This is a genomic window from Rhodococcus sp. KRD175, assembly GCF_017168275.1.
In the GTDB taxonomy this organism is placed as follows: Bacteria; Actinomycetota; Actinomycetes; order Mycobacteriales; family Mycobacteriaceae; genus Rhodococcoides; species Rhodococcoides fascians.
Genome location: NZ_JABFAQ010000006.1, coordinates 1 through 12611 on the forward strand (window position 1 = coordinate 1; position 12611 = coordinate 12611).

Annotated in this window: 14 protein-coding genes; 10 read left to right on the forward strand and 4 right to left on the reverse strand. The window is 65.1% G+C overall.

Features of this window, described 5'->3' with window-relative positions; genetic code table 11:
- A partial coding sequence (locus J1M81_RS11530; protein ID WP_206498109.1) for an integrase core domain-containing protein occupies nt 1-132 on the forward strand: 132 nt, incomplete at its 5' end.
- Between the two features lie 59 nt (nt 133-191).
- On the opposite strand, the gene J1M81_RS11535 is transcribed toward J1M81_RS11530, so the two are convergent.
- Nucleotides 192-563 carry a hypothetical protein gene (locus tag J1M81_RS11535; RefSeq protein WP_206498067.1) on the reverse strand — a complete coding sequence of 124 codons (372 nt, stop codon included), beginning with the start codon at nt 561-563 and terminating at the stop codon, nt 192-194.
- Nucleotides 564-1039: 476 nt separating this feature from the next.
- Between J1M81_RS11535 and J1M81_RS11540 the strand changes: the two genes are divergently transcribed.
- Nucleotides 1040-1621 (forward strand): GNAT family N-acetyltransferase, encoded by a 582-nt coding sequence (locus tag J1M81_RS11540; RefSeq protein WP_052061477.1) that lies wholly within the window; start codon nt 1040-1042, stop codon nt 1619-1621.
- Here the strand turns inward: J1M81_RS11540 and J1M81_RS11545 are convergent.
- Nucleotides 1594-1896, reverse strand: coding sequence for a WhiB family transcriptional regulator (locus tag J1M81_RS11545; RefSeq protein WP_032364923.1), 303 nt, complete (start codon nt 1894-1896; stop codon nt 1594-1596). The genes J1M81_RS11540 and J1M81_RS11545 overlap by 28 nt on opposite strands.
- A gap of 259 nt (nt 1897-2155) precedes the next feature.
- Nucleotides 2156-2716 (reverse strand): gluconokinase, encoded by a 561-nt coding sequence (locus tag J1M81_RS11550; protein ID WP_032364969.1) that lies wholly within the window; start codon nt 2714-2716, stop codon nt 2156-2158.
- 80 nt (nt 2717-2796) lie between these two features.
- Between J1M81_RS11550 and J1M81_RS11555 the strand changes: the two genes are divergently transcribed.
- Both J1M81_RS11555 and otsB read left to right on the forward strand, forming a co-directional pair.
- The gene (locus tag J1M81_RS11555) at nt 2797-3540 is read left to right on the forward strand and encodes a FadR/GntR family transcriptional regulator (protein ID WP_027494331.1); all 744 of its coding nucleotides are present in this window, start codon (nt 2797-2799) and stop codon (nt 3538-3540) included.
- A 59-nt stretch (nt 3541-3599) separates the two neighbouring features.
- Nucleotides 3600-6152, forward strand: coding sequence for a trehalose-phosphatase (otsB, locus tag J1M81_RS11560; protein WP_206498068.1), 2553 nt, complete (start codon nt 3600-3602; stop codon nt 6150-6152).
- Nucleotides 6153-6358: 206 nt separating this feature from the next.
- Here otsB and J1M81_RS11565 read toward each other — a convergent pair whose 3' ends face one another.
- On the reverse strand, nt 6359-7465 hold the full coding sequence (locus tag J1M81_RS11565; protein WP_206498069.1) for a LacI family DNA-binding transcriptional regulator: 1107 nt from the start codon (nt 7463-7465) through the stop codon (nt 6359-6361).
- A 141-nt stretch (nt 7466-7606) separates the two neighbouring features.
- On the opposite strand from J1M81_RS11565, the gene J1M81_RS11570 reads away from it, so the two are divergent.
- The 6 genes from J1M81_RS11570 to J1M81_RS11595 are packed head-to-tail and all read left to right on the forward strand — an operon-like array spanning nt 7607 to nt 12608.
- The gene (locus tag J1M81_RS11570) at nt 7607-8629 is read left to right on the forward strand and encodes a metal ABC transporter solute-binding protein, Zn/Mn family (protein WP_032400281.1); all 1023 of its coding nucleotides are present in this window, start codon (nt 7607-7609) and stop codon (nt 8627-8629) included.
- Nucleotides 8630-8677: 48 nt separating this feature from the next.
- Entirely contained in the window at nt 8678-9511 is an 834-nt protein-coding gene (locus tag J1M81_RS11575) for a metal ABC transporter ATP-binding protein (protein WP_027494335.1), read from the forward strand.
- Nucleotides 9508-10386 (forward strand): metal ABC transporter permease, encoded by an 879-nt coding sequence (locus J1M81_RS11580; protein WP_027494336.1) that lies wholly within the window; start codon nt 9508-9510, stop codon nt 10384-10386. Before J1M81_RS11575 ends, J1M81_RS11580 begins: the two co-directional genes overlap by 4 nt.
- Before the next feature lie 10 nt (nt 10387-10396).
- Entirely contained in the window at nt 10397-11155 is a 759-nt protein-coding gene (locus J1M81_RS11585; protein ID WP_206498070.1) for a LamB/YcsF family protein, read from the forward strand.
- Nucleotides 11155-11757 carry an allophanate hydrolase subunit 1 gene (locus J1M81_RS11590; RefSeq protein WP_206498071.1) on the forward strand — a complete coding sequence of 201 codons (603 nt, stop codon included), beginning with the start codon at nt 11155-11157 and terminating at the stop codon, nt 11755-11757. The genes J1M81_RS11585 and J1M81_RS11590 overlap by 1 nt, the downstream gene beginning before the upstream one ends.
- Complete coding sequence (locus tag J1M81_RS11595; protein ID WP_206498072.1) at nt 11754-12608, forward strand: biotin-dependent carboxyltransferase family protein; 855 nt, start codon at nt 11754-11756, stop codon at nt 12606-12608. Before J1M81_RS11590 ends, J1M81_RS11595 begins: the two co-directional genes overlap by 4 nt.
- Nucleotides 12609-12611 lie beyond the last annotated feature (3 nt).

The following is a 12611-nucleotide window of genomic DNA, read 5'->3' on the forward strand; positions in this document are numbered from 1 at the left end:
GACGAAGCCAGAGCGGCGACCTACCAAGACTGGATCCATCACTACAATCACCACCGACCCCACACAGGCATCGGCGGCAAGTCACCCATCGAGCGACTGACCGTCCACAACGTCCCCGAGAAGAACACCTAGTGCGCGATTCGCCGCCGATATTGTGAGATCAGTAGCTCGCAGTACCGCGGAATCGGAAGTCATACAACTTTGAGAAGCTCGTTGATCTCCGCGACGCGTTCATTCAGCGCATCACCCTCACTCCGCACACGGAGTACCACGGCAATCGTGTCTCTCAATGTCACTGAAACTGAGGGCTTTTGGTCCCTGACATCGATCGAGACGGCAATTGGCAAGTTTCGCCGCCCGCGCGCTAGCGATGTTCCCAACATTCGGTAAATGGCTATGTTGCCGGCGTCAATCCGGGCTGACGTCTCGCTCACACGCGTCACTTTGCCCCCTAGCGGCTCCAAAGCAGCAATGATGCGATCGATCGAGGTGCCCCGGGGTATCCGCGACCCGACCTTGATCGGGGCAGGAATTTGCGAAGAATTGATCAGTGGTGCTGCCATCTCGCATCCTCTCGCTTGTATACCCCGCCGCCAACACATCCGCCGTTGTCATTGCCCACCACACAACCGGTTTCGTGGAATGGAAGGCGAATGCTCCTGGCGACGGAAGCGGGCGTTTGTGGTTGCGGCTGTCTAGGTTCAGCCCAGGCTCATTTGCACTGCCGCCATGGCCAGCGCGGGAACGGCAACCCCGATGAATACTCCCCCGATAGCTCGTCTGACCTGCATGTCTACTCCTCGAAAAGCATGAGTTGTTTCGTGCTTCTGGACGCTTCGAACATAAAACGGCACAGACGTCCGAGACAAGGGTCTGAGCCAAAATAGTTCGCCAAGGTATCGAAAGTTTGAAACCTGAAGCACATCGCTTGCCGCTCAACTCCCGTTTCGGCTTCGACTCGAGCGGCGTTGTGCTCGACCTCATCGTGGACCCGAGAATAGAAGGCTGATCGGCGGGAAAGAGTGGAAAGGTCTCGTCAATGACTATGACCAATGCCCCGTGGCGTCATCCCCAGCCCCAGCTGTCACGACTTCGCCTGGACGCAATTCCCGCGGAGATGCTGCACGCCTTGGCAACGGGACAGTCGATTCCCGCATCACACCACCGCGTTTCGCCCTATCTCGCCGGGGTCGAATGCCGCAGCCTGTGGCGGAGGAGAAGCAAGCAGATCATCGACATCCCCGGTGATGCAGCGTGGATCACGCGGCTGATGGTCGACCCAAACGTCGCCATGCCAGTCGGCGTGGCCGGCTTCCACGGAGCTCCCGACGAGACGGGGATGGTGGAGATCGGGTACCGAGTCGATCCTGAGTTTCGTCGACGAGGCCATGCCAGACGTTCGGTAGAAACCCTTCTCGCCGTTGCACGGCAACACAAGGAAGTGCGTAGTGTTCGCGCCACAGTCAGCCCGGGCAACACGCCCTCGCTGGCCCTCATCGAGAGCTTCGCGTTCATCGAAGTGGGTGAGCAATGGGATGACGAGGACGGCCTCGAGATCGTCTACGAAGTCTCCGCAGCACCGGTACAGCAAGATCAAGCGGTACGAACGGCTCCGCGGTAGAAGTCTGCGCGATCGTGTGCAGACATTCCGCCCCACACGCCGTACGGCTCGTTCGCTTCGAGTGCGTGCTGACGGCATTGCTCGAGCACCGGGCATCGGCCGCAGACCTGCTTGGCGGTCTTTTCTCGCGTGGCGCGGGCACGGCCTCGCTCCCCCTCGGGATGGAAGAACACGGACGAGTCGAGACCACGACACAGACCGTCGAGTTGCCAGTCCCAGACATCTGCATTGGGAACGGGAAGTTGGACCGGCCTGGCGGGTGCGCCTCGCACCATGAGCTGTCTCCTCACTGAAAAGTGAACAAGCTCACCTTCTCTCATTCGTCGTACTTTTACAAGTCCTTTCGGTCATTCGTAGTACTTAAAATCAAGCGCGCTTGCTTGGAATATGCACTTACCGGACACTCCGCCCCGGACCTCTGCCCTGTTTCGGCCCCCGGGTGTGGATCAATGTCCCATTGCCGCACTCTGAGCGACTGAATCCCGCATTGATCCGAACCCGGGTGGGGAGCAAGAGGGCAGAGGCAGGCAGCACTCAGTGGCTTTCGGACATTCCTGCGCGTTTTTCGAGTTCGACGAGGACGTGTTCGGCGATTTTGGTGGGCGGCGGGCCGATGTCGACGACGATGGCGTTCTCGTCGTCGCCGAGGGGTTCCAGTGTCGAGATCTGGGTGTCCAGCAGCGAGGACGGCATGAAGTGGTCCATCCGTGCATTCAGACGCCCGCTGATTCGGTCCTTGGTTCCGGCCAGGTGCACGAAGATCACCGGCGCCCCGTCCCTGGCTCCTGCGCTCAGTACGTCCCGATACGACCGTTTGAGTGCCGAGCACGTCACGATTCCCGATCGTCCCGTGCTGGTGTGGTCGGTGATCCACTCGGCGATGATGTCGAGCCACGGCCATCGGTCCTCGTCGGTCAGGGGCTGACCCGACGCCATCTTCGCGACGTTGGCGTCCGGGTGCAGGTCGTCGCCCTCTTGGAGGTCCCATTTCAAGGCTCCGGCGAGGATGCCTGCCACGGTTGATTTGCCCGATCCGGATACCCCCATCACCACGAGAACCGGATGGTGCGCTCTGCCTGTCTTCTCTGCTGCCATGCCTCGATACTGCTCCATCCGGTGCATCGGGATCGGACAGACGCGAGAAACCGGGCAACCCGTGGGACGATCGATCGGACATGACCGAGACCAATGATTTTCGCCAACTCCACGATTCGGTGCTCGACGAGCTCGGGCGCGACATCGTGAGTGGCGCGATCCCGAGTGGCACCCGAATCTCGGCCGACGACGTCGCCGTGCGGTTCGCCGTATCGCGAACCGTGGTGCGAGAAGTCGTTCGTGTTCTCGAGTCACTGGGCCTGCTCACCGTTCGGCGACGCGTCGGCATCACGGTCCTGGGTTCGCAGAACTGGAACTCCCTCGACCCGGTGGTCATCCGCTGGCAACTGGCCGGTCCTGCCCGCGCCGAGCAGCTTCTGCTGCTCAGCGAACTGCGCTCGGGTATCGAGCCTCTGGCGGCCAAACTCGCTGCCCACCGAGCCACCCCCGAGCACTGCGGGGCGCTGACCGCGGCGGTTATCGGTATGTCGTCGACGTCGCGTTCCGCGGACTCGGAGGCCTACCTCGAACACGACTGCAACTTTCACCGCACGCTGTTGGAGGCGTCGGGCAATCCCATGTTGCGGTCGATGTCGGACATCGTCGTCGAGGTACTCGCCGGACGCACCCGCCATGCCTTGATGTCGCGGCAAGCAGACCCCGAGGCCATCCGGTTGCACGGAGTGGTCGCGTCCTCCATCCAGTCCGGTGACGCCGACGCCGCCCAGCGAGCGATGTTGGCCATCGTCACCAAGTCCGCGAGGTCGATGTCGGCTGCTTCCGGTGTGACGCCATCGCCCGGTCTGGTTCCCGACCAGCAGTGATACACCGGGCGCACGAAGCCAGGTACGCCGAGACGAGGTTCATCGCCTAGATTCGACGCGTGACTGCTCTCGAATTGCCGCTCGAACTTCGCCGCGCACTCGTCGGAGTCGCTCGGACTCCGCGTTTGCTCGTCGCGTCCGATTACGACGGAACCATGGCTCCGATCGTCTCCGACCCGCAGAAGGCCTTTCCGCACCCCGAGTCCGTCAGCGCCATGCGCGGGCTCGCCTCCCTCGCCGGCACCAACGCTGCGGTCATCTCCGGCCGCGCTCTTCGCGATCTCGCGATCCTCTCGCGATTGCCGTCCGAGGTGCAGCTCGTGGGCAGCCACGGCAGCGAGTTCGACGCCGGGTTCGTCAACGCCATCGACGACGACGCCAAGAAGCTCCTCACCGTCATCACCGGCGAGCTCCAAGCCATCGCCGACGCCCATCCGGGCGTGAGTATCGAAACCAAGCCGGCCAGCGTCGCACTGCACGTGCGCAACGCCGAGACTGCTGCGGGCGAGGAAGCCCTGGCCGCCGTGCGTTCCGGTGCTGCCGCACGCGACGGCGTCCAGGTGACCGAGGGCAAGTCCGTCATCGAGCTGGCCGTCATCATCACCGACAAGGGCGTCGCCCTCGATATCCTCAGACATCAGGAAGCCTCCACTGCTGCAGTCTTTTTCGGCGACGACGTCACCGACGAGAAGGCATTCGGCCACCTGCACGGACCCGACATCGGGGTCAAGATCGGACCGGGCGATACTCTCGCCGAGTTCCGCATCGGCAGCACCGAGCACGTGGCACTGGCCTTGGCGTTCCTGCTCGAGGAGCGTCGGCAGTGGCTCTCCGGAGCGGACGCCCCGCGCATCGAACGACTGACGATGTTGGCCAGCCCCAACGCCGTCGCGCTGCTCACTCCCGATGCCGACGTCACCTGGCTCTGTCACCCCGAGCCCGATTCGGCAGCGGTGTTCGCACACCTGCTCGGCGGCGATCAGGCCGGACACTTCAGCATCGGACCCGTCCGCGCATCGCTTCCGTTGAGCCAGCAGTACGTGGACGGCACGATGACCGTGCAGACCAAGTGGGCCAGCCTGCAGGTCACCGACTACCTCCCGCACGACATCGGCCAGGGCCAGACCGCGCTGACCCGCGTCATCACCGGCAAGGCACCGGCCATCGTCACGTTCGCTCCGCGTCCGGAGTTCGGAAAGGCGTGGGCGTCACTGGAACCCGACGTCGATGGACTGCGCATCCTCGGCACCGCGGACCCGATGGTCCTGCGCAGCCCCGGTGTCACCTGGAACATCGTCTCGGACGGATCCCAGCAGTCCGCCCATGCCGAGGTCGATCCGTCGAACGGGCCGATAGTTCTCGAATTGCGGCTCGGCACAGACGATCTGAGCGAGCACCCGTGGCCCGAGGTCGAACGGCGTCGAGCATCGGAGTCGTACTGGAAGGACTGGGCCGACGGCCTGAATCTGCCGCCGCTCAAGCGCGATCTGATGAAGCGATCGGCCCTGACCTTGCGTGGCCTCGTGCACTCCGAGTCCGGCTCGATCATGGCGGCCGCCACCACCTCGCTGCCCGAAGACATTGGTGGAGTGCGTAACTGGGACTACCGATACTGCTGGCTGCGCGACGCAGCATTGACCGCGACCGCACTGGTCGACGTCGGATCGACAGCCGAGGCCGAGAACTACCTGTCGTGGATCCACGGGGTACTCGAATCGGTGTCGGGGCCCGAACGCCTGCACCCGCTCTACACCATCTGGGGCCTGGGCCTGCCGCCCGAGGCCGTCATCGACGAGCTGCCCGGCTACGCGGGTTCACGTCCGGTCCGCGTGGGAAACGCTGCCAACCAACAGGTTCAGCTCGACGTCTTCGGCCCCATCGTCGAATTGGTGTCCGCCCTCGCACACGCCCGCAAAGCCGCGGGGTCGGAGAACGGCCTGTCCGACGACGACTGGGACCTCGTCCGCGCGATGGTCGAAGCCGTCGAGCGACGCTGGTTCGAACCCGATCACGGCATCTGGGAAATCCGAGACAATCCCCGCCACCACGTCTACTCGAAGGTGATGGGCTGGACGACGGTGGACCGCGCCATCGGTCTGGCCGAAACCTTCGGTCGCACAGCAGAATCGAGCTGGACCGAGCTTCGTGACACCATCCGAGAAGAAGTGCTCGCCAACGGCTGGAACGACGAAGTACAGTCCTTCACCGCCGCATACGACGGCACCGACCTCGACGCCGCGACGCTGTACATCGGCCTGTCCGGACTGATCGAGCCGTCGGACCCGCGTTTCGCAGCCACCGTCACTGCAACCGAAGCCGAACTGCGCAGCGGATCGACGGTCTACCGCTACCGCCACGACGACGGTCTGCCCGGCGGCGAAGGCGGATTCCACCTGTGCGCAGCGTGGCTCGTCGAGGCATACCTGTTGGTGGGCCAACGCGCCGAGGCCGAGGCTCTGTTCGCTCAACTCGTCAGCGCCGCCGGACCGACCGGACTGCTCAGTGAGGAATACGACCCGATCGCCGAACGGTCGCTCGGCAACCACCCCCAGGCCTACAGTCACCTGGGTCTGCTGCGTTGCGCGAGATTGCTCAGCGCTCAGCCCGTCTGACCCCCACCCCCGGTTCACTCCTCCCCAGTTGGGATCAATGCGCCTTTGTTGCAGTCAGACTGACTGAAATCCACATTCATCCCGAACGGGGTTCCAACCGACACTGAATGAATGTGGCTTTGTTGCACTCTGAGTGACTGAAACCCACATTGATCCCAAATGGGGCGCAAATCTGGGGTGAGCGGCCAAACGGGCGACGGTAAAGGTCAGGCGATTGCGGGCGGTTGAGCCGGCGGCGGTGCTGCGGTGCGGCCGCGGAAGAGTTCGGTCGGGAGTGTTTCGGCGGCGACGACGCCCGAGTGCGAGGACGAGAGCACCAGTTTGCCTGCGCGGCGGCCTTTTTCCTCGGCGTCCTGGCGCACGGTGGTCAGGTTCTCGCGAATGGCGTCGGAGATGCCGTCGAATCCGGTGACCGAGAGTTGGCTCGGCACATCGATTCCCGAGACTCTGGCGAAGTTGAGTGCACCGAGGGCGATGACGTCGGTGGTGCAGAGCAGTGCGGTGGTCTCGCGGTTGGCCTGTAGTGCCTGGGCTGCGGCGGAGTGGCCGGAGCGCACGGTGTGGTCGAATCGTTCGACGACGGTGAGGGTGTCGGGGTCGAGTCCGGCGTCGATCATGGCGGCCTGGACGCCGGCGATGCGTTCACGTTGGACGTGGAAGTGACTGTCGGCCAGCCGTCCCGGGGGTACGACGCCGTCGCGGCGGTCGCGTCCGAGCCGCATGCACAGCACTGCAAGATGTTCGTGTCCCAGCGAGATCAGATGTGCGGCAAGCATTTTCATGGCGACGCGGTCGTCGATTGCGACGAGGGCGGCCTCGGGGATGTTGCGGGGTTGGTCGCACACGACGATCGGTAGGTGTCGTTCGCGCACTGCGGCCAGGTAGGGGTCGTCGTCGGCGACGGAGTAGACGACGAATCCGTCGACTCCCGCTTGTTGGACCACAGCGGCAGCTTGCACGTCGTCGCGTTCGGCACCGGCGGGAATGAGCAGCAGTCCTTGTCCTGCGGCCTCGCAGGATTCGGCGAGACCGGCGAGGAAGCTCATGGCGGCGGGGTCGCGGAAGGAGTAGCTGAGGGCTTCTGTGAGCAGGAGTCCGATGGCTCCGGCTTTGCGGGTGCGCAGCGATCGCGCGACCGGGTCCGGGCCTGCGTAACCGCGTCGTTTGGCTGCCTGGAGAACGCGTTCGCGCAGTTCGGGCGAAAGTTGATCAGGTCGGTTGTAGGCATTCGAGACGGTGGTTCGCGATACCTTCAGCTCGGCTGCGATCGACGCCAACGTCGCTTGACGTCGGGGTTCGCTTGACCTGGCCATAACCGGGACGTTAGTCCCACACCACGCTGCAGTGAAAATCGAGGTTGGGCTCGTCCGATTCGATACCGAGCCCGCCCGAGAGCTAGAGTACAACGGTAACGGTTTCCATTAGCGTCAAGCCCTGCCTTCAGGAGTACATCGATGTCGTCCTTCCACCGCCCGTCTCGGGTCAAGAGCTCGGCCCTCATCGGCCTGACCTGCGCTGCCGCGCTGGCACTGACCGCGTGCAGCTCGAACGAGCCGACGAGCACCGAGTCCGCTCCGGCCAACCCCGTCGACGGTCCGATCACGATCGTCGCGTCCACGAACGTGTGGGGCAGCGTTGCCGAGGCCGTTGCGGGCGACCTGGCCACCGTGAAGTCGATCATCGCCGACCCGTCGGCAGATCCGCACTCGTACGAGGCGAGCCCCGGTGACGCTGCCGCGGTTGCCGAGGCGTCCTTGGTGGTCTACAACGGCGGCGGCTACGACCAGTTCATCGAGGACATCCTCGGCTCCGAGGGCAAGGACGTGCCGTCCGTCGATGCCTTCACGTTGCTCGACGCGGACCACGATCACGACTCCGAGACGACGTCCGAGGCAGCAACCGAGTCCGCAACCGAGCCCGCGACCGAAGACGGCCACTCGCACGGTGAGGTCAACGAACACGTCTGGTACAACGCCGAGGTCGCAGCGCACACCGCCGAGGAGATCGCCGACAAGCTCGGTCAACTCGACCCGGACAACGCCGCGCAGTACACCGCCAACGCCGAAACGTTCCATGAGCAGATCCACGCCATCACCGACGTGACGGACCGGATCGCCGCCGAGTTCCCGAACGCACCGGTGGCACAGACCGAACCGATCGCGCACTACCTCCTCGAGGAGTCCGATCTCGACGACCGCACCCCCGAGGACTTCAAGGACGCCATCGAGGAGGGCAACGACCCGTCGCCCGCATCGATCGCCGCGACGCGGGATCTGTTCACGTCCAAGTCCGTCCGCGCGCTGGTCTACAACACTCAGACCGAAGACGCTGTCACACAGGACATTCGCACCACCAGCGAGGCTGCGGGCATCCCCGTCGTCGAGGTCACCGAAACTCTGCCCGCCGGGATGACGTTCATCGAGTGGCAGACCAAGGCCGCGACGGACCTGCAGGCCGCGCTCAGCACCAACCCGTGAGCCGATCCGCCTCCCGATCGGTGGGCAGCTGATGGAAAGCTGTAACGCATGCCTGCTGTAGAACTGCGCGATGCCGGACTGGCCTTCGGCGACCGCACCCTCTGGCAGAACCTGGATCTGTCCGTCGCGGCGGGCGAGTTCGTCGCCGTCCTCGGCCCCAACGGGTCGGGCAAGACGTCGTTGCTCAAGGTGCTGCTCGGTCAGAACCACCTCACGTCCGGCACCGCGTCGATCGGCGGCAGTCCCGTTCGCCGCGGCCAGTCGGGCGTGGGGTACGTCCCCCAGCAACGCAACATCGACGACGATCTGCCGCTACGCGGACGCGATCTCGTCGGTCTGGGCTGGGACGGCCACAAATGGGGCATGGGACTGCGCGGCATGCGGCAGCGCAAGGAGACGGTGCAGCGCGCCATCGATCAGGTCGACGCCAATTCCTTCGCCGGCGCACCGGTCGGCTCGATGTCCGGTGGTGAACAGCAGCGACTGCGGATCGCCCAGGCACTCGTCGGCGATCCGTCGGTACTGCTGTGCGACGAGCCCCTGCTCAGCCTCGACCTCGCCAACCAATCGTTGGTCTCCGGCCTCATCGATCGCCGACGGCGGGAGCACGACACAGCCGTGCTGTTCGTGACGCACGAGATCAACCCGATCCTTCCGCTCGTCGACCGCGTCGTCTACATCGTCGACGGCCGGTTCCGGATCGGGACTCCCGAGGACGTCATGACCACCGAAGTGTTGTCCGAGCTGTACGGCACCGAGGTCGAGGTGTTGAAGGTTCGCGGTCGGCTCGTCGTCGTCGGAACCGGCGACTCGATCGATGCGCTCGGCTCGGCCGGTGCCCACCACCCACCCGTACCGCACGACGGAGAAGACAAGGCATGAACGAGAAGGTTCTCGACGCATTCTCGAAAATGCTCGACTTCGACACCACGGCGAATCTGCTGAGCTACGACTTCGTTCAGCAGGCGTTGATCGCCGCTGCCATTCTCGGATTGCTCGCCGGCGCGCTCGGACCGCTCATCGTCAGTAGGCAGTGGGCCTTCGCGGTGCACGGATCGAGTGAACTCTCCCTCACCGGTGCGTCCGCTGCACTGCTCGTCGGTATCACCGTCGGACTCGGTGCCATCGTCGGATCCGTCGTCGCCGCGGTGATGTTCGCTTTGCTCGGTAACAAGGCCCGCGACCGCGACTCGGTCATCGGCGTCATCATGTCGTTCGGTCTCGGCCTGTCGGTGCTGTTCATCTGGCTGTACCCGGGCCGGACCGGCACCAGCTTCTCGTTGCTCATCGGCCAGATCGTCGGCGTCGGGCAGAGCGGAATCCAGCTGCTGCTGGTGTGCGCCGTTCTCGTGCTGATCGTGCTCACCGTGGTCTATCGCCCGCTGCTGTTCGCCAGCACCGACCCCGAGGTGGCCCTGGCGCGCGGCGTCCCCGTCCGCGCACTCTCGGTCGTGTTCGCCGTACTCGTCGGTGTTGCCTGTGCACTCGGCGTGCAGATCGTCGGCGCGCTGCTGGTGCTCTCGCTGCTCATCACCCCGGCCGCGGCCGCCGCGCGGGTCACGGCCAGCCCGCTGAAGGCGACGCTGCTGTCCATCCTGTTCGCCGAGATCGCCGCTGTCGGTGGCATCTTGCTCTCGCTCGCTCCGGGGCTCCCGGTCTCGACCTTCGTCACGACCATCTCGTTCGTCATCTACCTCCTCTGCCGCGGCATCGGGGCAACCCGCAAGGCCAATTCCGGACGGCTCGTCGCCGCCTAGACTGTCCAAGGTGACGGCCATCGATCTCAACGCCGATCTCGGCGAAAGCTACGGTGCGTGGACGCTGGGCGACGACGACGCGATGCTCGCAGTGGTGTCCAGTGCCAACGTCGCGTGCGGCTTCCACGCCGGTGATCCGACCACTCTGTTGCGCACGTGCCGCTCGGCTGCGAACGCAGGCGTGCGGATCGGGGCTCAGGTCGGCTATCAGGACCTCGCCGGATTCGGTCGACGCTTTCTCGACGTCGCCCCCGCAGACCTCACCGCCGACGTGATCTACCAGATCGGTGCCCTCGATGGCCTTGCCCGAGTGGCCGGTTCGGCCGTCACGTACGTCAAACCGCACGGTGCGCTGTACAACGCGGTCGTGCATCACCGCGGCCAGGCCAAGGCCGTCGCCGACGCCGTTCTCGCCTACGACCCGACGCTGCCCGTTCTCGGATTGCCCGGTTCGGCATTCCTCGACGAAGCCGAACGCGTCGGGTTACGCACGGTCGCGGAGGCTTTCGCCGATCGCGCCTACACCCCACAGGGAACTCTGGTCTCGCGCTCGGAACCGGGAGCCGTGCTCAGCGACCCGGAGGCAGTCGCCAACCGGGTACTGACGATGATCACCGACGGTACGGTCGAAGCAGTGGACGGCAGGACGGTCGAAGTCCGCGCCGAATCGATCTGCTTGCACGGCGACTCCCCCGGCGCGGTGGCGATGGCGAATGCTGTGCGGGACCTGTTGCGCGTCAACGCTGTCGACATCACACCCTTCGTCTGATGCGCCTCCTCCCCGCAGGCGAGAACGCGCTGCTGATCGAGTTCGCCGACCTGCCCGAGACCATGTCGTACCATCGGTCCATGGTCCGCGACCGGCCGGACGCGGTCGTCGATCTGGTTCCTGCCGCCCGCACCGTGCTGGTGATCTTCGACGGGGCACCGGCACCGATACTCGAGTGGGTCGCGGCGCTGGAACCCGCTGTCGACGACCCCACTGCCGCATCCGAGGCGGTCACGATTCCCGTCACCTACGACGGCGCTGATCTCGACGACGTCGCCCGCCTGACGGGCCTGTCCGTCGCCGAAGTGGTTGCAGCGCATACGAAACAGACCTGGACGGTCGCGTTCGGAGGCTTCGCGCCCGGCTTCGGCTACCTCGTCGGCACCGACACCCGACTGCGCGTGCCGCGACGTGATTCACCGCGCACCAGCGTCCCGGCAGGCGCAGTGGGCCTGGCCGGCGAGTTCTCCGGCATCTACCCGCGATCCTCACCCGGGGGATGGCAGTTGATCGGCCGCAGCGACGTGACGCTGTGGGACAGTGAGCGCACTCCACCGGCACTGCTCACACCCGGCACCACCGTCCGATTCGAGTCGACATGAAGACCCTGACCGTCCTGCAGACGGGCCCGCTGTGCACCGTCCAGGATCGTGGACGACGTGGCCACGCGGCGGTGGGCGTCGGACGGTCCGGTGCAGCGGATCTGCGTTCACACGATGCGGCAAACCGTCTGGTGGGCAACGACTTCGGAGCCGCCACCCTGGAAGTGACGTTCGGTGGCCTGCAGGTCCGTGCCCAGTTCGACGCCGTCATGGCCGTCACCGGAGCGCACGTGATCTGCCGCGTGGACGGCACCGTGCAGGGACTGCATTCGACGCTCGTGGTCCGAGCCGGGCAGGAGTTGACTCTGTCGCCGCCCACATCGGGTCTGCGCAGCTACCTCGCCGTCCGGGGAGGCATCGACGTCCCTCCGGTTCTCGACAGCAGATCGACGGACACGATGTCGGGCCTCGGGCCCGATCGACTCTCCCCCGGGACGGCGCTCCCGGTCGGCGACGCCACAGACCAGTGGCCTGCAACGGATTTCGTAGTACCGAACCCGCTCGAGCAGACACTGCACATCACGTTCGGCCCGCGCGAGGACTGGTTCACCGAGCACGCCCGATCGGTTCTGGTGCAGCAGCCATGGACGGTCACGCAGGATTCGGATCGCGTCGGCATCAGGCTCGACGGCGTGGAGCCCTTGACCCGCGCGGTCGACGACGAATTGCCCAGCGAGGGAATGGTTCTCGGGGCACTTCAGGTGCCGCCCTCGGGACAGCCGGTGTTGTTTCTCGCCGACCATCCCGTCACGGGCGGCTATCCGGTGATCGCCCTCGTCACCCTGGACGATGTGTCCGCCGCCGCGCAACTGACCCCCGGAACGCGGATCCAGTTCCGCGCTGCCGGTTGATCC

Coding starts and splice junctions, on each gene's coding strand:
- J1M81_RS11535 (WP_206498067.1), bottom strand. CDS start 563: ATGGCAGCACCACTGATCAATTCTTCGCAAATTCCTGCCCCGATCAAG.
- J1M81_RS11540 (WP_052061477.1), top strand. CDS start 1,040: ATGACTATGACCAATGCCCCGTGGCGTCATCCCCAGCCCCAGCTGTCA.
- J1M81_RS11545 (WP_032364923.1), bottom strand. CDS start 1,896: ATGGTGCGAGGCGCACCCGCCAGGCCGGTCCAACTTCCCGTTCCCAAT.
- J1M81_RS11550 (WP_032364969.1), bottom strand. CDS start 2,716: ATGGCAGCAGAGAAGACAGGCAGAGCGCACCATCCGGTTCTCGTGGTG.
- J1M81_RS11555 (WP_027494331.1), top strand. CDS start 2,797: ATGACCGAGACCAATGATTTTCGCCAACTCCACGATTCGGTGCTCGAC.
- J1M81_RS11565 (WP_206498069.1), bottom strand. CDS start 7,465: ATGGCCAGGTCAAGCGAACCCCGACGTCAAGCGACGTTGGCGTCGATC.
- J1M81_RS11570 (WP_032400281.1), top strand. CDS start 7,607: ATGTCGTCCTTCCACCGCCCGTCTCGGGTCAAGAGCTCGGCCCTCATC.
- J1M81_RS11575 (WP_027494335.1), top strand. CDS start 8,678: ATGCCTGCTGTAGAACTGCGCGATGCCGGACTGGCCTTCGGCGACCGC.
- J1M81_RS11580 (WP_027494336.1), top strand. CDS start 9,508: ATGAACGAGAAGGTTCTCGACGCATTCTCGAAAATGCTCGACTTCGAC.
- J1M81_RS11590 (WP_206498071.1), top strand. CDS start 11,155: ATGCGCCTCCTCCCCGCAGGCGAGAACGCGCTGCTGATCGAGTTCGCC.
- J1M81_RS11595 (WP_206498072.1), top strand. CDS start 11,754: ATGAAGACCCTGACCGTCCTGCAGACGGGCCCGCTGTGCACCGTCCAG.